Origin of the sequence: Flavobacterium cheongpyeongense, from assembly GCF_003202435.1 — a bacterium.
Taxonomy (GTDB): domain Bacteria; phylum Bacteroidota; class Bacteroidia; order Flavobacteriales; family Flavobacteriaceae; genus Flavobacterium; species Flavobacterium cheongpyeongense.
In genome coordinates this window covers 39,757-59,579 of the sequence record NZ_QJHK01000021.1, presented here as the reverse complement: position 1 = coordinate 59,579, position 19,823 = coordinate 39,757, and the positions used below count along the sequence as shown (strand labels likewise).

18 protein-coding genes and 1 tRNA gene are annotated in these 19,823 nt (G+C 31.2%); 10 read left to right on the top strand and 9 right to left on the bottom strand.

What is annotated here, in order from left to right; all coding sequences use genetic code 11:
• Nucleotides 1-55 precede the first annotated feature (55 nt).
• Nucleotides 56-1,450, top strand: coding sequence for a glycosyl hydrolase family 8 (locus tag DMB65_RS18700; protein WP_110308154.1), 1,395 nt, complete (start codon nt 56-58; stop codon nt 1,448-1,450).
• A 67-nt stretch (nt 1,451-1,517) separates the two neighbouring features.
• Here DMB65_RS18700 and DMB65_RS18695 read toward each other — a convergent pair whose 3' ends face one another.
• The 4 genes from DMB65_RS18695 to DMB65_RS18680 form a co-directional block, all read right to left on the bottom strand.
• Complete coding sequence (locus DMB65_RS18695; protein ID WP_110308153.1) at nt 1,518-2,162, bottom strand: hypothetical protein; 645 nt, start codon at nt 2,160-2,162, stop codon at nt 1,518-1,520.
• Between the two features lie 105 nt (nt 2,163-2,267).
• Entirely contained in the window at nt 2,268-3,107 is an 840-nt protein-coding gene (locus DMB65_RS18690; protein WP_110308152.1) for an HNH endonuclease family protein, read from the bottom strand.
• 8 nt (nt 3,108-3,115) lie between these two features.
• The gene (locus DMB65_RS18685; RefSeq protein WP_110308151.1) at nt 3,116-4,447 is read right to left on the bottom strand and encodes an AAA family ATPase; all 1,332 of its coding nucleotides are present in this window, start codon (nt 4,445-4,447) and stop codon (nt 3,116-3,118) included.
• A gap of 39 nt (nt 4,448-4,486) precedes the next feature.
• Nucleotides 4,487-6,610, bottom strand: a complete 2,124-nt coding sequence (locus DMB65_RS18680; RefSeq protein ID WP_110308150.1) for a Tex family protein — start codon at nt 6,608-6,610, stop codon at nt 4,487-4,489.
• Between the two features lie 118 nt (nt 6,611-6,728).
• Here DMB65_RS18680 and DMB65_RS18675 point away from each other — a divergent pair, with 118 nt between their 5' ends.
• On the top strand, nt 6,729-6,998 hold the full coding sequence (locus DMB65_RS18675) for a DUF1294 domain-containing protein (protein ID WP_110308149.1): 270 nt from the start codon (nt 6,729-6,731) through the stop codon (nt 6,996-6,998).
• Nucleotides 6,999-7,114: 116 nt separating this feature from the next.
• On the opposite strand, the gene rpiB is transcribed toward DMB65_RS18675, so the two are convergent.
• Nucleotides 7,115-7,546 (bottom strand): ribose 5-phosphate isomerase B, encoded by a 432-nt coding sequence (gene rpiB, locus DMB65_RS18670; protein ID WP_110308148.1) that lies wholly within the window; start codon nt 7,544-7,546, stop codon nt 7,115-7,117.
• A gap of 897 nt (nt 7,547-8,443) precedes the next feature.
• Between rpiB and DMB65_RS18665 the strand changes: the two genes are divergently transcribed.
• Nucleotides 8,444-9,886, top strand: a complete 1,443-nt coding sequence (locus DMB65_RS18665) for a T9SS type A sorting domain-containing protein (RefSeq protein WP_110308147.1) — start codon at nt 8,444-8,446, stop codon at nt 9,884-9,886.
• Nucleotides 9,887-9,936: 50 nt separating this feature from the next.
• On the opposite strand, the gene DMB65_RS18660 is transcribed toward DMB65_RS18665, so the two are convergent.
• Nucleotides 9,937-10,170, bottom strand: coding sequence for a putative signal transducing protein (locus DMB65_RS18660; RefSeq protein ID WP_110308146.1), 234 nt, complete (start codon nt 10,168-10,170; stop codon nt 9,937-9,939).
• A 107-nt stretch (nt 10,171-10,277) separates the two neighbouring features.
• Here DMB65_RS18660 and rnr point away from each other — a divergent pair, with 107 nt between their 5' ends.
• The 3 genes from rnr to DMB65_RS18645 are packed head-to-tail and all read left to right on the top strand — an operon-like array spanning nt 10,278 to nt 13,845.
• Nucleotides 10,278-12,458 (top strand): ribonuclease R, encoded by a 2,181-nt coding sequence (rnr, locus tag DMB65_RS18655; RefSeq protein WP_110308145.1) that lies wholly within the window; start codon nt 10,278-10,280, stop codon nt 12,456-12,458.
• Nucleotides 12,459-12,483: 25 nt separating this feature from the next.
• Complete coding sequence (locus DMB65_RS18650; protein ID WP_110308169.1) at nt 12,484-13,152, top strand: head GIN domain-containing protein; 669 nt, start codon at nt 12,484-12,486, stop codon at nt 13,150-13,152.
• Nucleotides 13,153-13,167: 15 nt separating this feature from the next.
• Nucleotides 13,168-13,845, top strand: coding sequence for a LysE family translocator (locus tag DMB65_RS18645; protein ID WP_110308144.1), 678 nt, complete (start codon nt 13,168-13,170; stop codon nt 13,843-13,845).
• A gap of 391 nt (nt 13,846-14,236) precedes the next feature.
• On the opposite strand, the gene DMB65_RS22220 is transcribed toward DMB65_RS18645, so the two are convergent.
• Together DMB65_RS22220 and folB are read right to left on the bottom strand one after the other, a co-directional pair.
• Nucleotides 14,237-14,307: transfer RNA gene (locus DMB65_RS22220), tRNA-Cys, on the bottom strand.
• A 94-nt stretch (nt 14,308-14,401) separates the two neighbouring features.
• Nucleotides 14,402-14,761, bottom strand: coding sequence for a dihydroneopterin aldolase (folB, locus tag DMB65_RS18640; RefSeq protein ID WP_110308143.1), 360 nt, complete (start codon nt 14,759-14,761; stop codon nt 14,402-14,404).
• A 106-nt stretch (nt 14,762-14,867) separates the two neighbouring features.
• On the opposite strand from folB, the gene DMB65_RS18635 reads away from it, so the two are divergent.
• The 4 genes from DMB65_RS18635 (at nt 14,868) to DMB65_RS18620 (ending at nt 18,791) form a co-directional block, all read left to right on the top strand.
• Nucleotides 14,868-16,982 (top strand): glutamine--tRNA ligase/YqeY domain fusion protein, encoded by a 2,115-nt coding sequence (locus tag DMB65_RS18635; protein ID WP_110308142.1) that lies wholly within the window; start codon nt 14,868-14,870, stop codon nt 16,980-16,982.
• Nucleotides 16,983-17,783: 801 nt separating this feature from the next.
• Nucleotides 17,784-18,110: a YtxH domain-containing protein gene (locus tag DMB65_RS18630; RefSeq protein WP_110308141.1), complete on the top strand. Its 327-nt coding sequence runs from the start codon at nt 17,784-17,786 to the stop codon at nt 18,108-18,110.
• A 73-nt stretch (nt 18,111-18,183) separates the two neighbouring features.
• The gene (locus tag DMB65_RS18625; protein WP_110308140.1) at nt 18,184-18,534 is read left to right on the top strand and encodes a competence protein; all 351 of its coding nucleotides are present in this window, start codon (nt 18,184-18,186) and stop codon (nt 18,532-18,534) included.
• A gap of 2 nt (nt 18,535-18,536) precedes the next feature.
• Nucleotides 18,537-18,791 carry a DUF6327 family protein gene (locus DMB65_RS18620; RefSeq protein ID WP_110308139.1) on the top strand — a complete coding sequence of 85 codons (255 nt, stop codon included), beginning with the start codon at nt 18,537-18,539 and terminating at the stop codon, nt 18,789-18,791.
• Nucleotides 18,792-18,812: 21 nt separating this feature from the next.
• On the opposite strand, the gene DMB65_RS18615 is transcribed toward DMB65_RS18620, so the two are convergent.
• Entirely contained in the window at nt 18,813-19,793 is a 981-nt protein-coding gene (locus DMB65_RS18615; protein WP_110308138.1) for an SPFH domain-containing protein, read from the bottom strand.
• Nucleotides 19,794-19,823: the final 30 nt, after the last annotated feature.

The following is a 19,823-nucleotide window of genomic DNA, read 5'->3' as shown; positions in this document are numbered from 1 at the left end:
TTTTTTTTATTTATATAAAAAATCTTACTTTTACCATCCCTAAATTTATATAAATATGAAAAACCTATTTCTTATGGTGAGTTTTTTTCTATGCTTTGAAAATTATTCACAAACAAAACCCTTCCCTGCCAATGTTGTTTATAATAATGGCTTAATGGCAACATCAAAAAATAGTCAGGATGCCTCCAATAATTACGATACCTGGAAAACCAATTTTACAGAAGCCTGCAGTAATGGCAGGTACAGGGTAAAATTTGATAATTCCTGGGAAACCGTTTCTGAAGGAATTGGCTATGGAATGCTGCTGAGCGTTTACAAAGCGGATAAAAGCCTTTTTGACGGACTCTGGCTGTATTACAAAGACAATGTAAACAGTAACGGTGTTATGAACTGGAAAATTAACGGCTGCTCCGGAACCATAGGACAAAATGGTGCAACCGACGCCGAACTCGATGCTGCTTTTGCCCTGATTATTGCTGATTACCAATGGGGAAGTACCGGAACCATCAATTATAAAAACGATGCTAAGACTTTGATTGCTGCTATTAAAACCCACGAAGTTGAAGCAAATACTTTTGTTCTAAAACCGGGCGATGCTTTTGGCGGAAGTCAGATTACAAACCCATCTTACTTCTCTCCGGCCTATTATAGGGCTTTTGGTGTTTTTACCAATGATACTTCCTTTTGGAATTCGGTTGCAGCTAAATCTTATACCATTATTAATAGTAATTTAACGCAAAATAATGCTGTTGGCGGACTGGTTTCTGATTGGTGTGAAGCTTCGGGAGCATATTCGTCTCTGGCTGGAAACTATAATAATCAGGGGAAAACCTATACATATGATGCCGCAAGAACGCCGTGGAGGATTACCGTAGACTATTTATGGTACGGAAATGCAGATGCAAAATCTTATGCCAAAAAATCATCGGACTTTGTTCGCGTTAATCTTGGAGGTTCAGCCAATATTAAAGACGGTTACAACCAAAACGGCACCGCAACCGGACAATGGCACAACGCTACTTTTGTAGGTGCTTTTGCCTGTGCCGCTATGGCAGGAGAAAATCAGACCCACTTAGATGCCTCTTATAATGATCTAAAAAACCTGAACGAGCCAAACAGTTATTTTAACCACACATTAAAAACACTGTATTCGTTTTTGCTGACAGGCAATTTTTATCTTCCTCCAACGGCAACTTTATCAAATGATGATTTTGATATCGAAAAATCAACGATTACACTTTATCCAAACCCGAGTGCTGATAAGTTTACCGTTTATGCTCCTGAAAATTCAATAGTTACTGTTTTCTCTCCGCAGGGAAAGCTTATTTCAGAACAAAAAACATCTTCTGAAAATACTGAAGTTAATCTTGCCAGTCAATCTTCCGGCATATATCTTATAAAAATTACAAATGGTACTAAGAGTGTAACCAAAAAAGTGATTTTGAAATAATTTTTTACATACAGAAACGCCCAAACTACAATTGTAATTTGGGCGTTTTTTTTATCCTTTATAAAATTTATTTGCACTTGTTTCTTTCAAAAATAGAAATCAGCTGTTGTAATGCTGTTTTGTTTTTAAAGTCTTCTTTATCAATAGCATTTATAAGCTTTTGACAACCTGCAAACGCCTCTTTTGACATTTTTTTTATGTTAGAACCTGTTTCTGTATGGATAGCCACATCAGCATTCGATTTTAAAAAACCAAAATACAATTCATCACTTTTTTTCTTACCAAAAAAATAGGTTGTATCTCCAGACTGACCTGAAGTTTTAGCTTTTACAGCATTATATTGCATAGTTCCTGCATAATCTACACAACCAATTTTGATATCTCTGTCATACAGAATGTAAAACCATTTTTTCTCCTTTGATTTAGAAAATTTTCCACTAAAGGTGTTAGCAGATGTTAAATAAAATCTTTCTGCCAGAAACTCATTTTCGCCATCTGTGTATTCAATTTTTTTAACATCCTTACTGGCAATTTTTTCCTTTTTAGCCGCTTCATCAGTTTTAAAAATTACTTTAGAATCGCCATTTTCGACCATTTCGGCAAGACCTGTTTTTTTGGTTCCGTCTTCCATATACAACACGGCTTTAATAAATTTCGCATGACCAAGAGTCGAAAATAGAACTGCAATTGTAATTAAAATTGTTTTTTTCATGATTTGGGGATTTAATGATTTCTTACAAATATATGGTATTGGGGAGAATGTATTTTAAAAAGAGAATTTCCAAGCTACAATTGTAAAAATTTAGGAGTTTGTCTTTTACAAATTACTAAATTCATTGAATCCATTTCTAACTGCACATTTAATCATAGATGACCATTCTGAATGGACTTCCTGCGCATTATGAATTATATTTTTAAGTTCATTTAAAACTTGAGTTCCTTCTGAATCTAACTCTTTAGCTTCTAATAATTTTATTGTTTTATAGATTTGAGCTTTCTCTCTGTAAAATATTTCTCTTTCTTCAAAAAGTCTATTAATTCTGATTTTATGTTTTTTAGAATATTCAATACCGAACTCTTTTCCATGCTCAAGTGAACCAAAACCAAGATAAGCTATAGTTTTTTTTCCTTTTTCAGTTTTTCCAAATGGTAAACTTTCCCTATATTCTATTTCGTCTTCTGGCTCATCTTTGGAAGGGTGAACAAATAAGGAAACTTCATTATCAATTTTAAAATCATTTAATTGAGCTCTTGTATGCTCTATTTCAATTGGGAAAAAATCATTTTTAAAAATCTGATTACATACCTGACAAGCTAAAAACAGGTTATCCCAATCATAAGCCAACCAAAAATAACCAGGATACATACTTTTTCCTTTAAAATCTGAAGAGTAAGCCGCTTTTGGTCTAAAATGTTCCACATCACTATTGCTTCTGGTACTTTTTGTTTCACAGTAACAGCATTTATTTTTCTGAACACTTTCTAAAGTTTCCCGAACACTATCAGAATTATATATTGTATTTAATGCTTCAAATTTTGATACTCCCGAATCATATTTTGCTTTATTATTCGAATATTCTTTTAAATCAATTATAGTTTGAGCTGAACCATTTTTTATTAATTTTTCAGGAGCTACATCCTTAGTTATCTTTATCATAATGGCAACTATTTTTTTAATAGTTCAGCAGCTTTTTTAATCAATTCTTCAGCATTGATTCCTTCTTTAGATGAAAAAACGGGAACATTATTGAGTTTTATATTTATAAAATCTAATCTTTCTTTATCAGAATCCGTCAATTCACTTTTTAAAAGAATACTCGTTTTCTCATTTCTTATTTCTTCAAAATCAATTGATTTTGAACTGCTCAATTCAAATAAATCAGAGGTTAAAATTTGATCTATTCTCCATCCTTTTACGCTTTCAGGATCATTATCAATAATAACTCTATCACCTTCTTTTTTACAAACAACAATATTAGCGTCTCTATCTTGTGCTGCCTGAACGATTAAAGGACTATGTGCCGTAACTATAAATTGGGCTTGTGGAAAATGGTATGACAACTTATCAATTACAGTTCGTTGCCATTTTGGATGTAAATGTAAATCGATTTCATCAATTAAAATGATGACGGGTTCTGCCAATGGATTTTCAGAATTTAAATATTTATCCATCATATTTGCAGCAATATCAACAATTAATGCAGTTAAAGTTTGGTATCCAAAACTTAAATCTCTTAAATTAACTAATCCATAAGAAGTTTGAACTTCTATTAAGAGGTTTGGATTTTGCTCATTTACTGGCTTAATTCCAATATTACTTACGTCTGGTAAAACATCTTTTAATAAGTTTTTTACCAATTCTAAATCTCTTTTAAATTTAATTTTCGATTGTGGCTCGGCTAAATCTGATAAAGTTTCCTTCTGTAATAACCATTCTTCTGCATTAATCAATTCTATCTTATCATCAAATAGAGATGTAAATTTAGAACTAACGCTTGTTTTTAAGCTAGTTGATTTACTCATTCTTCTTGATGCACCATATGAAATTAGAAAAGAATTACTGAAACGTTCATCATATAAAGAATCTAAATTATCAATATTTGAACTAACCTCAACTTTTCTAAATTCATCATTGTTTATTAATTTTAATGAAACTGAAATGCTTTTTTCTTTCAACTCACTTAACATATTTCTGAAAGTACCTTCAATCCCACTAATAAAATATTGAGGTAAAAATATTTTACCTTCAGAATCTATCTTTAACTTTTTGAGATCCACTGCTGCAGAATCTGGTTGCATTCTATCTAAAACTTTTAATAAGGTGGTTTTCCCAGTTCCATTATCCCCAAGAATAATTGTCCAAGGCGAATAATTACCATTTTCATCCGATAAATCTAGAGTCTGTTTATCTTTAAAACAATTAATCCCATCCAATTCTAAAGAATAGAAATAAGAATGCTCATTATTTATCTGTTCAACTGCTTTTTTCTTTTCCATTTTTTTCTCTATTACTAACAAAAATACGAAGATTTTCGTTTACAAAACCATCGTCAGCTGGATCCTCTTTCTATCCTCATCAACCTCCGTAACTTTTACATCAACATGCTGATGCAATTTTACCACTTCATTTACATCACTCACGAAACCGGCTTTCAATTGTGAAATATGAACCAATCCGCTTTCTTTGATTCCAATATCAACAAAACAGCCAAAATTGGTAATGTTATTGACAATTCCGGGTAAAATCATACCGATTCTTAAATCTTTAATCGATTTTACGTTGGCATCAAATTCAAAAACCTTGGCTGACTTTCTGGGATCTAATCCGGGCTTTTCAAGCTCTTTTATGATGTCTTTTAAGGTTAGTAAACCTATTTCAGGTGTAATATAGTTTTCGGCCTTAATAAGCGCTGTTTTCTCTTTGTTGGCAATTAAATCATTTACCGAAAGTTTTAAATCTTTAGCCATTTTCTCTACAACCGGATAAGCTTCCGGATGCACAGCCGAATTATCCAGTGGATTTTTAGCATTCGAAATTCTAATAAACGCTGCACCTTGCTGATACGCTTTATCACCTAAACGAGGCACTTTTTTTAACTGTTTTCTGTCTTCAAACGGACCGTTTTCAGAACGGTATTGTACGATATTTTCGGCCAGCTTCTCTCCTATTCCACTCACATAACTTAGTAAATGTTTACTTGCGGTGTTGATGTTGATTCCTACCGAGTTTACGCAACGAATTACCGTTGCATCCAGTTCTTCTTTTAACTTAGTCTGGTCAACATCGTGCTGGTACTGTCCTACTCCAATCGCTTTTGGATCGATTTTTACCAATTCGGCCAAAGGATCTGAAAGTCGTCTTCCGATAGAAACCGAACCACGAACGGTTACATCATAATTAGGAAATTCTTCTCTGGCAATTTTTGAAGCTGAGTAAACCGAAGCTCCTGCCTCAGATACTATAAAAACCTGTATGGGTTTGTCGAAGGCTATTTTTTTGATAAAAAATTCAGTTTCACGGGAAGCCGTTCCGTTTCCGATAGAAATTGCGTCGATTTGATACGCATTGACCATCGAACGAATTTTCTTTATTGCCATTGCTTCCTCATTTTGAGGCGCATGTGGATAAATCGTCTCATTGTATAATAAATCCCCTTTTTCGTCCAGACAAACTACTTTACAACCGCTTCTAAAACCCGGATCTATTGCCAAAATTCGTTTTTCGCCCAACGGTGGCGCTAATAATAGTTGACCCAAATTATTGGCAAAAACCTGAATCGAATTGGCATCAGCTTTTGCTTTTGCTTCCTGTAAAGTCTCATTTCCAATCGCCGGATTCAGTAAACGTTTGTAGCTGTCTTCAATCGCTAATTGCAAATGGGCTGTTGTGCTGTTTTGTTTTTTTATGATAATTTCATCAATGATATCATAGGCTTCGTCTAAATCTACATCAATTTTCATCTTCACAAAACCTTCATTTTCTGCACGAAGCATGGCTAATAAACGGTGCGAAGGTGCTTTTGTCAAAGGCTCTTCCCAATCAAAATACTGACTGAATTTTTGAGCTCCTTCTTCTTCGGCTTTCTTTTTAACAACTTTGGTTGCGATAGTTGCTTTTCGCTGAAATAATCTTCGCAGTTGTTTACGAACATAAATGTTTTCGTTAATCCATTCGGCAATAATATCACGTGCACCCTGCATGGCAGCCTCTTCGTTTATCACATTTTCATTGATATATTGCGTCGAAATAAAATCAACATCTACATCATTTTCAGACATGATGATTTTTGCCAAAGGTTCTAAGCCAAATTCTCGGGCAACATCGGCTTTTGTTTTTTTCTTCTTTTTATAAGGAAGGTAAAAATCTTCTATTTCCTGTAGATCAAAACTCTGTTCTACTTTTTGCTTTAATTCTGGTGTAAGCGCTTTTTGCTCTTCAATCGATTTTAAAACGGCTTCTTTACGTTTTACAATTGTTTCATATTCTTTTTGAAGTTTTGCAATTTGCTCAATTACAACTTCGTCCAGATTTCCTGTTGTATCTTTTCGATAACGTGAAATAAACGGAATCGTGCAATCTTCTTCTAAAAGTTTTACTGTGTTTTGAATGTTTATTGGAGCCGTGTTAACGGACTTAGCGATGAATTGTATATTAGTCATTTTATGAATAAGATAATGTGTCAATTTGAAAATTAGATAATTATTTCTATATTAAGCATTTGTATAAATGAATGAATTATATCGCTAAAATAATATCTTTGGTTTTAATTTTAAGCCTATGGAAGTTTTATTACAGTATTTTTTAATTATAAATTTTGCCCTCTTTATCATAGCGGGATATGACAAATATTCAGCCATTAAAAATAAACGAAGAATTCCTGAAAACACTCTTTTTTTTATGGCTCTTTTGGGAGGCTCGATTGGTTTGTTTTTGGCAATGTTAATCTTCAGACATAAAACGAGTAAAAACTCTTTTATTGTGAAGTTTTGTGGAATCTTTCTTATCCAGATAATGTTAGTTTATCTTAAATTAAGTGATAAAATATAAATTCAGTCAGTTCGTTGACTGAATTTATACTTTTTTAGTAAACAAGCCAGATCAATTTAAAATCTGCCCGGCTTGTTTATCTTATTGGTGCTTCGCACCCCATTTTTTTGCCTTATTTACTGACAAGCAATTTTATTTATTCGGTTTTGATGTCTTCCGCCTTCAAATTCTGTATTCAGAAAAGTTTCAACCATTTCTACTGCCTGTGGAATTGAGGTAAAACGTGCCGGAATACTAATAATGTTAGCATCATTATGTAAACGGATTAAGACTGCAATTTCTTTTGTCCAGCATAAACCGGCTCTTACTTTTGGGTGCTTGTTAACTGTCATTGCAATTCCGTTTCCGCTTCCGCAGATTACAATTCCAAAATCAGCTTTTCCTTCAGATACATCAGTCGCAACCGGATGACCAAAATCTGGATAATCTACAGAATCCTCAGAATCTGTTCCGTAATTGGTTACTTCATATCCTTTTGTTTTTAACATGGCAACAATTGCTTTTTTATACTCCGGTCCTGCGTGATCGTTTCCTATCGAAATTTTCATTTTAAATACTATTAAGTTGTCTTGATGCAAATTTACTCATTAAATAAATGTTCTCCATAAATTACTTTAATTTTCACTTTTTATTTATGTACAGAAAAAATAATGTTCAAACATCTGCCGAAAATTGTTCTGCTAAATAGACTTTTTAAAGGACTAAATTTCAAATATTTATCAGTTATCAACATTTTTAAAAAATACTTAAAATATTGATTTTCAATGAATAAATTTTATTTATTTTATTAAATTTTTGAAATGTTAATAGGAGTTTGTAATTCGTTGATATTCAGTTAACTTTAAATTAACAGAAATTGTTAATAAGTACGAAAAGAAAATTAGAAGTTTTTTTGGGTTGTGTCAAAAAAAAACCTAATCCAAAACCGGAATTAAAAATCCTAATAAAGTTTGAGTAATTTTTAGAAAAGTTATCAATATTAAAAATGCCATTTTCAACAGAAATCAACATATCAACTTATTTACAAAATGAATTCAATTTTGGTTGTCAACCATTGTTAATTAAAATTCAAAAAGACTTAAAAATTAATATTTTAACTACAAATAACTATGTTGATAAGTCACAATAACTAAGAGAAACTTCATTTCAATACTTTTAAAAATAAATTTATTCCACATATTAACACACTATAATAACCATCAAAAATTAATTAAATTTAAAATTTTCTTTTTGTTGTATTTAATATATGTTAACAACTTTGAAATTTGAAAAGAGAAAAAAAATTTGAAATTGAAAAATAGATTGGTCTAAACGATTTTAAGAAGATTATCGAGATAGTTTAAAATATTGCGAAACTTATTCTAAATAGTATTTTAATTTAATGAAAAAAAATAATTATTGACTTGTTAAAATGTTTATATATTTGCACGAAATATAAATTTGTTATGAAGAAAATTTTACTTTTAATTTTGTTACCTATAGTTAGTTACAGCCAAACCAAAATTGGCAATAGTATTAATGGAAAATATCCTGTAAGTTCAGGTATGGCTTCTTCTTTTGGTACTCGTCTATCTCTTTCTGGTGATGGCAATATATTAGCTGTTGGAGATCAATCTATATGGTCAGGAGAAGTTAGGGTATATATAAATACAGCGAATAACTGGGAAGAATTAGGAAGTAAAATTTCGATTGGAAATAGTCCTGATGAAAAGGGCAAAAGTATTAGTTTATCTAAAGATGGTAGCATATTGGCAGTTGGCTCTCCTCAAGGTGCTGGAAATGGTTACGAAACAGGGTTTGCCCAGGTATACCAGAATATAGCCGGAATTTGGACTCAAGTTGGAACAAACATTAAAGGAAAAGCTGGAGGAGAATATAGTGGTTCTTCTATTTCACTTTCTGAAGATGGATCTACAATTGCTATTGGTGCTCCTGGAAATAGTCAGAATAAATGGCAAGGAGGTTGTGTTCGTGCTTATAAAAATGTGGGTGATATATGGACAAAAATTGGAGATGATCTTTATGGTAAACAAGATGCTGATAACTTTGGATCCAGAGTAGTATTAGCAAATAATGGAGAGATAATGGCGATTGGAAATAAAAATAAATCTATTTCTGTATTTAAAAATATAGCAGGAACATGGACATTATTAGGCAATGAAATTACTGGTATTAATTCTGGTTTTTCATTTTCTGCTGATGGATCTACGATTGCCGTTCCATATACTGTTATAGATTATGCTCCTATAACTTATTATCGAATTATAACATCATATGTAAAATTACTTAGACTTATAAACGGTATATGGACCCAAGTAGGAATAAGTTTAAAGGGAAATGGTGAATACTCTAACTTTGGAAGTGCTATTTCATTATCTAATGACGGTTCTATTATTGCTATAGGCGCTCCTGGTAAAGATGAAAAAGGTGATGAGTCTGGGATTGTTATGGTGTATAAAGAGAATTCAGGAAACTGGTTAAAGTTAGGAATTGATATCAAAGGAGAAGCTAAATATGATAGAAATGGTGAAGGTGTTTCACTTTCATCAGATGGAACCAAATTAGCTGTTGGTTCTCCTTATAATGATAATGTAACAGGAGCAAACGCAGGAGCAATTAGAATTTTTAACTTATTACCATTTTTAAATACTGATCAATTTGTAATGTCAAATTTTAATTTATATCCTAATCCGGCTTCTGAAATAGTTAATGTCAATTTACAAGATAATTTTATTATAAAAAAGATAAATATTTATAATAGTTTAGGTCAGTTCATTAAAACTGATAACACTGATAAAATAAATATTAGTTCACTTTCAAAAGGAATTTATTATTTTGAAATAATTACAGATAAAGGAAAAGGTACTAAAGCTATTATTGTAAATTAATTTTATTAAAAATTATAATTTAAGCTATCTGCATGATAGCTTTTTTTGTTTCAAACGATTTTGAGAGGATTGTTAAGATTGTCCAAGATTTCCTGAACTTGTTCGAAATCGTTGGGATGAACTTTAAGTTTGATGCCTCCAAGCACTGCAGAATACATTGGTACAACGGAAAGTGTCATTTCATTTTCAAAAAAATAAGGAATTCCTTCTTGTTCTAATAAGTGTTTCAAAATAACCGTTTCGTGATCATAATTGAATATGGCGATGGTTTGAAAGCTTTCCATAAAGGTCTTTTTATAAAGATACTAAAGTTATAATTTTAATAATTCTAATTGTTTAAATCTTTTATCTGATATCTTATTTGTAATTTTAAACTTTATAAGAAAGATATATGAGTAAGAAAATTAGAAAACCGATAAAAAATGAAAAAGATTTCTCTGGAAAAATACTGAAGATTTTATCGAAAAGTCCTAATAAAGCCTTTAATTACAAACAGATAGCAGCAAAGCTTGAACTTGATGATACCAAAAGCAGAAACCAGATTATAAAAGATTTAAAGATAATGGCTGGTTCTAAAAAAATTATTGAATCTGAACCTGGAAAATATTTAGTAAAAGCTGAAAGTCAGGATTATTACGAAGGAACCATAGATATGACAAGCCGTAAAACCGCTTATTTTATCTGCCCTGATTTTGCAGAAGATGTTTTTATTCCGACCAATAATTTGAATCGTGCACTCGATAAAGATAAAGTCAAAGTGTATGTTTATAACCGTAGAAAAGGAAAAAGACCTGAAGGTGAAGTAATTGAAGTTGTAGAAAGAAATAAAACAGAGTTTGTTGGAGTTATTGACATTCAGCCCAATTTTGCTTTTGTTTCGACTGCAAATCCTAAGATGTACACGGATATTTTTATTCCGAAAGATAAAATGGGAGAGGCAGCGAATGGAGATGTTGTTTTAGTTACCATTGAGGACTGGCCAAAAAGAGCAGATAGTCCTTTTGGTTCTGTAATTAAAGTTTTAGGAAAACCCGGAGAACATAATACAGAAATTCATGCGATTTTAGCAGAATATGGTTTGCCATCAGACTTTCCGGTAGAAGTAGAGGTGTATGCTCAAAAGATAGATACTTCTATACAAGAGTCTGAAATTGCAAAACGTCGTGATATGCGTAATACACTTACGTATACGATAGATCCAAAAGATGCCAAAGATTTTGATGATGCCTTGTCTTTCAAAAAGTTAGAAAATGGAAATTATGAAATTGGAGTTCATATTGCCGATGTTTCGTATTATCTGGAAGAAGGAACTATTCTTGATGATGAAGCGTATCAACGAGCGACTTCTGTTTATTTAGTTGATAGAGTAGTACCAATGCTTCCGGAAGTTTTATCAAACTTTGCGTGTTCACTTCGTCCACATGAAGAGAAATATACCTTCTCTGCCGTTTTTGAAGTTTCACCTACCGCACAGGTTATTAACCAATGGTTTGGACGAACGGTAATTTATTCTGATCAGCGTTTTGCTTACGAAGAAGCACAGTACATAATTGAAACAAAAGACAATACAATTCCTGTTGATATTTCGATTACCGGAGAATCGTATGTTGTGGCTGATGAAATTGTTGAAGCGACTTTAAAATTAGATGAATTAGCCAAGATTTTAAGAAAGAAAAGAATGCAGAATGGTGCTATTTCTTTTGATAAAGTAGAAGTAAAATTCAACTTAGATGCAGAAGGAGAACCGGAAGGTGTTTATTTTAAGGTCTCAAAAGATGCCAATCATCTGATTGAGGAATTTATGCTTCTGGCCAACAGAAAAGTGGCAGAATACATCGGAAAGCAAAAGAAAACATTCATTTACAGAATTCATGACGAACCAAATGAAGATAAACTGATTGCAATGCAGCAAGTGATTTCGAAGTTTGGATATAAAATTGATTTTAGAAACAAAGGTGATATTTCGAAATCATTAAATGCTTTGATGGAAGAAGTAAACGGTAAAAAAGAGCAGAATTTAATTGATACTCTGGCTATTCGAAGTATGAGTAAAGCCAAATATTCTACAGATAATATTGGCCATTATGGTTTAGCTTTTGATTATTACAGCCATTTTACTTCGCCAATTCGTCGTTATCCTGACGTAATGGTACATCGTTTGTTACAGTTTTATTTAGATGGAGGAGCTTCGGTAGATGAAGAAGCATACGAAACAAAATCACTGCATTGTTCTAATATGGAAAGTTTAGCAACCAATGCAGAACGAGACAGTATTAAATACATGCAGGTAAAATACATGCAGGATCATCAGGACGAAGAATTCCTGAGTGTTATTTCTGGTGTTACAGAATGGGGAATATATGTTGAAATCATTTCGAATAAATGCGAAGGAATGGTAAGAATTCGTGAAATAAAAGATGATTATTATACTTTTGATGAAAAGCAATATGCCTTGGTGGGTGCAACATCAAACAGTATATTGCAATTAGGTGATGAAATTTACGTTAAGGTAAAAAATGCAGATTTAGTTAAAAAACAGCTGGATTTTCATTTTTTAAGAAGAGCTGAATAAGTTGTTAAATTTAAAATTAAAGAAAATGAAAAAGTTAATTATAGGGGCGGTAATTTTATTTGTACAAATGTCTTTTGGTCAGGTTACGAAAGAATTAGGAGATTTTGATACCGTTAAAGTATACGATAAATTAAATGTAAAATTAGTTCAGTCATCTGAAAATAAACTTGTTATAAAAGGAGCTAGAGAAGCAGAATTAGAAGCTGTTAATAAAAATGGTATTTTAAAAATAAGAATGCCATTTCCAAAACTTTTATCAGGTAACGATTTAGAAGTTATCTTGTATTATAAACATATTGAACTTATTGATGTGAATGAAGGTGCAATTGTTACAAGTTCTGAAGTTATAAAAGCAACTAGTTTTAAAGTAAGTGCTCAGGAAGGTGGAAAAATTAATTTAGATTTAGATGTTGATAAACTAAATGTAAGTTCAGTTTCTGGTGGAGAAATTACACTATCTGGTAAAGCTTCCAATCAGGATGCAAAATTAGGTGCTGGTGGATATTTATTAGCTAGTAAATTAAAGACATCTCAAACTACTGTTAGTGTTTCTGCGGGAGGAAAAGCAGATGTTAATGCATCTACATTGGTAGAAGCAAAAGTAAACGCAGGAGGCTCTATTTACATTTATGGAAAACCAAAACAAATTAATCAGAAAACAGTTTTTGGAGGTAAAATCGAAGAAGTAAAGTAAACTAATTATATTTTAATGATAAATGATGTTTTAGCTGGGCTGCCATGGGGAGTTTTCCTGAGTTTTATGGTAGGTCCGGTATTTTTTATACTATTAGAAACCAGTATCACAAAAGGATTCAGGGCTGCATTAGTTTTTGATTTAGGAGTAGTATTTGGTGATATTTTTTTTATTGGCATTGCTTATTTAGGAAGTTACAGATTAATTCAGAGCCTAAAAGATAAACCTGCTCTTTTTATTTTTGGAGGAATTATTATGCTGGCATACGGTATTATTTCTTTCGTAAAATTAAAGAAAGAAGAAAAAATAAATGATGAAGAAATTGATCGGGATATTATCAAAAGAAACTATGGAAGTTTGTTTATAAAAGGCTTTTTACTCAATGTTATTAATATTGGAGTACTTGGTTTTTGGCTTGCTGTTATTATTTCTGTGGGACCAAAATTAGAAATGCAAAACTCCAGAATGATAACTTTTTTTACTTCAGTTATTATTACCTATTTATTAATTGATTGTCTTAAAATATTGTTAGCCAAACAACTAAAATCTAAAATGACACCAAATAATATTCTGAAAATTAAAAAAGTTATTAGTATTGTTTTAATGATCTTTGGATTTGTCTTAATAGTTCAGGGATGGTTTCCTAAAGAAAAAGAAATGGTAAAAAATGCTTTTGAAAGCATTGACAAGTAGTTGTTAATAACTCAAAAATATAAATTTAAAACCTCTGATTTCAGAGGTTTTTTTATCTTATAAATAGAGTCTGCTGAAAAGGTATACTTTGCTGATTTTTATCCTTTTAATAATAATTTCAGATTCAATTCCGATACAATTTCTTGATAATTATCGAAAATTATAGCGAATAATCAATTATTAAAAAAAATATTGAGTTTATAGGAGACACTAAGTACATGTAATCGTTTAGTTTGTCATTTCGACGAATCAGAAATCCTCGCAGTTAACTCCGCAACGAAAATCTAATTTTTGTTTAGCTTCTAAGGAAGATTTTTTTCTTCGTCAAAATGACAAGATTGTAGAAAAAATTAAGCACAAAAAAAGAGACACATTGCTGTATCTCTTTTTGAGGCATCGTCCGGATTCGAACCGGAGTAGGAGCTTTTGCAGAGCCCAGCCTAGCCGCTCGGCCACGACGCCATTGCTTGAACGGATGGCAAAAGTAACTAAAATCTTTAAAATTCAAAACTTTAAAAGTAACTATTTTAAAAAATTAGTTTTCTAAGGGAAATAATTACTTTCTAATTTCCGTCATTTTTATAGTAACTGATTCAACATCACCACCTATAGGAGGATTAACCTTAGAAACTGAAACTGTTGTTTTTTCTACAGTTTTTATCTCTGCTAATATTCGAATATTGATTCTTTTGGCCACATGTTCTAATAAATGTGAACGAATTGCCATTTCTTCTGTGACAATTTTGTTCAAATGTACATAATCGACTGTATCTGCAAGATCATCAGTTTGTGCTGAATGTTGTAAATTTGTTTTTATTTTTAAGTCAACAGTATAATCAGAACCAATTTTTCCTTCTTCGATCATACATCCGTGATACGAAAAAGTACGGATGTTTTTTAGTTTAATAATTCCCATTTTCTTTTTGTTTCAGGTTTAAAGTTTCAGGTTTTACGCCACTTAAGTAACTTTAAATCTGAAACCTGAAACCTTTTTTTTATCTTTGCTAAAATTACTATAAATAATGGCATCAGAAGAGAAATCACTCAATTTTATTGAACAAATTATAGAAGAAGATCTGAAATCAGGTCTGTCAAATACCAAACTTCGTTTTCGTTTTCCACCAGAACCAAATGGTTATTTGCACATTGGACATGCCAGTTCTATTGCATTAAATTTTGGTTTAGGAATTGATTATCAGTCACCTGTAAACTTACGTTTTGACGATACAAATCCTGAAAAAGAAGAACAGGAATTTGTGGATGCTATAAAAAGAGATGTAGAATGGTTGGGTTATAACTGGACAGAAGAACGTTATGCATCTGATTACTTTCAACAATTGTATGATTGGGCTGTTGAATTAATAAAAAAAGACAAAGCCTATGTAGACAGTCAGTCTTCAGAAGATATGGCAATTCAAAAAGGAACTCCGTCTACAGAAGGTGTTAATAGCCCTTATAGAAATCGTTCTGTAGAAGAAAATTTAGAGTTATTCCAAAGAATGAAAAACGGTGAATTTGAGGCTGGAACTCATATTCTTCGTGCTAAAATAGACATGAAATCGACCAATATGCTGATGCGTGATCCTATCATGTACAGGATTTTACACAAACATCATCATAGAACCGGAGATACCTGGAAGATATATCCAATGTACGATTGGGCACACGGACAAAGTGATTATTTAGAAGCCATTTCACATTCATTTTGTACGCTTGAATTCTTGCCTCACCGAGAATTGTACGATTGGTTTTTAGATCAGATTATTGATGAAAATCAGATTCGTCCAAAGCAAAGAGAGTTTGCAAGACGTAACTTATCGCATACTGTTGTGAGTAAACGAAAATTGCAGCAACTAGTTAAAGAAAAGCATGTTAACGGTTGGGATGATCCAAGAATGTCAACCATTTCTGGCTTAAGAAGAAGAGGTTATACAGCTGCTTCATTGCGTAATTTTGCCAATACAATTGGTATTGCAAAACGTGATAATTTGATCAATGTATCCGTTTTAGAATTCTGTATTCGTGAAGATTTAAACAAAATTGCACCTCGTGTAATGGCTGTTTTGGATCCTGTAAAATTGGTCATTACGAATTATCCGGAAGGAAAAGAGGAATGGCTGGAAGCTGAAAATAATCAGGAAGATGAAAATGCCGGTTTCAGAAAAGTGCCTTTTTCTAGTGAATTATATATCGAAAGAGAGGACTTCTTAGAAGAAGCTCCAGCTAAATATTTCCGTTTGACTTTAGGAAAAGAAGTGCGTCTTAAAAATGCTTATATTATTAAAGGTGAATCTGTTATAAAGGATGCAGCAGGAAATATTACCGAAATTCATGTAACGTATGATACCGATTCTTTAAGCGGAAGCGGAACAGAAGCAAGCCAAAGAAAAGTATCCGGAACATTGCATTGGGTTTCTATTCAACATGCAGTTGAAGCTGAAGTTCGACTATATGATCGTTTGTTTACAGATGAAGCACCAGACAGTTATAAGGATAAAAATTTCTTAGATTTTGTAAATCCAAATTCATTAGAAATTGTAAAAGGATTCGTTGAACCAAGTTTGGCTACAGCTCAAAATGAAGATAAATTCCAGTTTCAGCGTTTGGGTTATTTTACTGTTGATAAAGACTCAACTCCTTCAAAATTAGTATTTAACAAAACTGTTGGATTAAAAGATGCCTGGGAAGAAAAAGGTAAAAAAGAAGAAAACAGCATCAATAATTCTTTAAAAGAAATCAACAAATATTTTAAAGTTGAAACAAAACCGGAGCGTATTGCAATTGAAAATGCAATAGGGCAGAGCATCGCAACTATTTCTAGTTTTTCATTATTGCAAAATTCATTAAAAAAGAACATCAACAATAATAAAGCTTCGTTGTTATTTGCTCAGTTTATTTTAAAATATTCTCATTTGAAGTCTGTAGATTTTGAAGATGAGGATATCAAAAAATTATATTCAATGTCATTAAGAAGTGAATCAACTTATGTTCGATCAAAAGCACTTTTAAATTTAAGAGATTTAGAAACTTCAGAATTTAAAAATCAATTTGAAGAGGAAATTTTGAAATTACATTCAAATCTTCCAAAAAATGCTTCAGAGAGAGAAATTGAAATTCTTTCAGAAATGACAAAGTAACAACATCATTATAATCTATTAAAAAGCACTTTTTATAAGTGCTTTTTAATTATTTATATTTTCTATATAAAATATAATTTTAATAAATATTTTATATTAAAATTAACCTTCATAAATTAATTTTAAAAGGTTTTTTTATTTCTTCCGATATAGAATTCATCTTTTTAAAAATAGTTAAAATAAACGCTTTATTTTAATTTTAGCTCTTTTTTTGGTTATCTTTATAACTTATTAACAACAGATTGTTTATAAAGTTGTTATTTTAAATCTACTTTTAGATGAATGAGCAAATTTCTTTAAATTGAAAATAAAATTTTATAAAATCAGTTTTAATGATTATTTTTTTTGATTTAAAATATTTTAATTATTATATATAAAATCTATTATTATTTAATTTTAAATAGATAATATAAACTAAAAAAGACCTTCATAATTTAATTTTAAGACCTTTTTTTACTTCTTCCATCTCTTAACTCATCTTTTGAATAATTGTTTATTTTTGAGCTTTATTTTAATTTTATATGTCTTTTTTATCAGTTTAACGGGTTATTAACATACAATTGTTTATAAAGTTGCTATTTTTATCCAAAGGTCAAATCTGAAATTTATAATTTTAAAAATGACACTTTAGAAAATTAAATCAGATTTTTATAAAATTTAAAATTTACTTTTTTTATTCTGAGTCTTAATTCGGAATTGGTTTTATGGCTTATCAATTTTGATTTTTAATCAAAGAAATTTAAATACTATTTTATAATATAAGAAAAGAGTATCTTTATTAAACACTTAAATTTTAATATCATGTCAAAAAATTCAAATACAATTGCTGCTATTATTGCAGGTGCTGCCGTGGGTGCAGCAATAGGGATTTTATTAGCTCCGGATAAAGGTTCCAATACAAGAGCAAAAATTAAGGAAGGTTTAGATGATGCAACGGATAACTTAAAAGATTCTTTAGGAGCTACTTCAGATGTTCTGCGTGAAAAATTCACAAGTGCTACACAAAATTTAGATGGAACTTTTGATAATTTACTTTCAAATGTAAGCCAGAAAGCAGATGAAGTTATTTCTTTTCTGGAATCTAAATTGGCTGATTTAAAAGAGCAAAATGCTAAATATCAAAAATAAAAAGTAATACAAAAGCACAGAACTTACTTATCATAGTATTTTTTGTGCTTCTTTTTTAAACCAATCTATAATTATGGCTTTTGAAGAATTAAAAGAAAATACCGAGAATATTCAGAAAAGTACTAAAGCTTATATTGATAGTAATTTGGCATATTATAAACTTTGGGGTTTTAAAGTTGCGATGAAATCAACGACTTTAATTTTTAAGTTTACCTTGATTTTATTATGTTTTAGTATGGCTTTAATTTTCGGATCTTTTGCAGCAGCGTATGCTTTTGGATCCTTATTTGAAAGTAATGCACTTGGTTTTTTAGTAGTAGGAGGGATCTATCTTGTTTTTACAGTTTTACTTTTCCTTATAAAAGATAAGTTTGTTGAAGGCCCAATTCTAGAGAAATTTTCAGAAATCTTTTTTAATGACTAATTATGATACCAAAAAAATACTCATCATACGCTCAAATTGAAAGAGATTTAGAAATTCTGAAATTACAGAAGGATATTAATTATCAAAAATTGGTTTTGAGTTTACAAAAAACTAAAGAAAGTATTACACCTCAAAATGTTTTGAGTGGCATATTTTTTTCGTTTAAAGATTACTTTTCACATTCTTATGGAAGCATTTTACAATCGGTTTTACCCTTTATAATCAATTGGTTTATAAATAAAAAAAGAGGCAGTTAAGCCTCTTTTTAGTTTTAATATTTATTTAATTTCTGGTGTTGCCTCGTCTTCGTATCCTGATTGTGGCTGTATTGGTTTTGGTTTCTCCACTTTTTTATTGTTTTTCTTCATCATTTCCCCAACTTGGTTAGATGCTGAGAATGAAGCGACCATATTGTTCAGCATGTCACTTCCTGCCTGTGGAGAATTTGGTAACAAAATTAAATTTGAATTTGCATCAGCTCCAATTGCTTGCAGTGTATCATAATGTTGCGTAACCACAATTAAGGCAGAAGCTTCCTGAGAATTGATTCCCACATTGTTCAAAACTTCAACACTTTCTACTAAACCTCGTGCAATTTCACGACGCTGATCTGCAATACCCTGACCTTGTAAACGTTTACTTTCAGCCTCGGCTTTTGCTTTTGCAACAATTCTGATTCTTGAACTTTCTGCTTCAAATTCGGCAGCCGTTTTTTCTCTGTCGGCAGCGTTGATTCTGTTCATAGCATTTTTTACCTGAATATCCGGATCAATATCAGTCACCAAAGTATTGATAATATCATAACCATAAGTAGTCATGGCTTCATTTAATTCTCTTTTTACTGCAATGGCGATATCATCTTTTCTTTCAAAAACGTCATCCAGTTTTAATTTGGGAACTTCGGCACGAACCACATCAAATACATAAGCAGTAATTTGATCGTGTGGATATTCCAATTTATAAAAGGCATCGTAAACTTTTTCCTGAATAACTTTAAACTGAACTGAAACTTTCATTTTAATAAAAACATTGTCTTTGGTTTTCGTTTCAATGATAACATCTAACTGTTGAATTTTTAGATTTACACGTCCGGCAATTCTGTCGACAATCGGAATTTTAAGTTGTAAACCGGAATTTCTGACGCTTAAAAATTTACCAAATCTTTCTATTACAACAGACGATTGTTGTTTCACAGTAAAGAAAGAAGAGAGGAAAATAAAGAAGCCGAAGACTAAAATGATAATAAATGGAATACTCATAATAATATTGATTTAAGTTTTATGGATGTG

What these genes read in the sequence shown, in the direction of transcription:
- DMB65_RS18700 (WP_110308154.1), top strand. Translation starts at nt 56, where the DNA reads ATGAAAAACCTATTTCTTATGGTGAGTTTTTTTCTATGCTTTGAAAAT.
- DMB65_RS18695 (WP_110308153.1), bottom strand. Translation starts at nt 2,162, where the DNA reads ATGAAAAAAACAATTTTAATTACAATTGCAGTTCTATTTTCGACTCTT.
- DMB65_RS18690 (WP_110308152.1), bottom strand. Translation starts at nt 3,107, where the DNA reads ATGATAAAGATAACTAAGGATGTAGCTCCTGAAAAATTAATAAAAAAT.
- DMB65_RS18685 (WP_110308151.1), bottom strand. Translation starts at nt 4,447, where the DNA reads ATGGAAAAGAAAAAAGCAGTTGAACAGATAAATAATGAGCATTCTTAT.
- DMB65_RS18680 (WP_110308150.1), bottom strand. Translation starts at nt 6,610, where the DNA reads ATGACTAATATACAATTCATCGCTAAGTCCGTTAACACGGCTCCAATA.
- DMB65_RS18675 (WP_110308149.1), top strand. Translation starts at nt 6,729, where the DNA reads ATGGAAGTTTTATTACAGTATTTTTTAATTATAAATTTTGCCCTCTTT.
- rpiB (WP_110308148.1), bottom strand. Translation starts at nt 7,546, where the DNA reads ATGAAAATTTCGATAGGAAACGATCACGCAGGACCGGAGTATAAAAAA.
- DMB65_RS18665 (WP_110308147.1), top strand. Translation starts at nt 8,444, where the DNA reads ATGAAGAAAATTTTACTTTTAATTTTGTTACCTATAGTTAGTTACAGC.
- DMB65_RS18660 (WP_110308146.1), bottom strand. Translation starts at nt 10,170, where the DNA reads ATGGAAAGCTTTCAAACCATCGCCATATTCAATTATGATCACGAAACG.
- rnr (WP_110308145.1), top strand. Translation starts at nt 10,278, where the DNA reads ATGAGTAAGAAAATTAGAAAACCGATAAAAAATGAAAAAGATTTCTCT.
- DMB65_RS18650 (WP_110308169.1), top strand. Translation starts at nt 12,484, where the DNA reads ATGAAAAAGTTAATTATAGGGGCGGTAATTTTATTTGTACAAATGTCT.
- DMB65_RS18645 (WP_110308144.1), top strand. Translation starts at nt 13,168, where the DNA reads ATGATAAATGATGTTTTAGCTGGGCTGCCATGGGGAGTTTTCCTGAGT.
- folB (WP_110308143.1), bottom strand. Translation starts at nt 14,761, where the DNA reads ATGGGAATTATTAAACTAAAAAACATCCGTACTTTTTCGTATCACGGA.
- DMB65_RS18635 (WP_110308142.1), top strand. Translation starts at nt 14,868, where the DNA reads ATGGCATCAGAAGAGAAATCACTCAATTTTATTGAACAAATTATAGAA.
- DMB65_RS18630 (WP_110308141.1), top strand. Translation starts at nt 17,784, where the DNA reads ATGTCAAAAAATTCAAATACAATTGCTGCTATTATTGCAGGTGCTGCC.
- DMB65_RS18625 (WP_110308140.1), top strand. Translation starts at nt 18,184, where the DNA reads ATGGCTTTTGAAGAATTAAAAGAAAATACCGAGAATATTCAGAAAAGT.
- DMB65_RS18620 (WP_110308139.1), top strand. Translation starts at nt 18,537, where the DNA reads ATGATACCAAAAAAATACTCATCATACGCTCAAATTGAAAGAGATTTA.
- DMB65_RS18615 (WP_110308138.1), bottom strand. Translation starts at nt 19,793, where the DNA reads ATGAGTATTCCATTTATTATCATTTTAGTCTTCGGCTTCTTTATTTTC.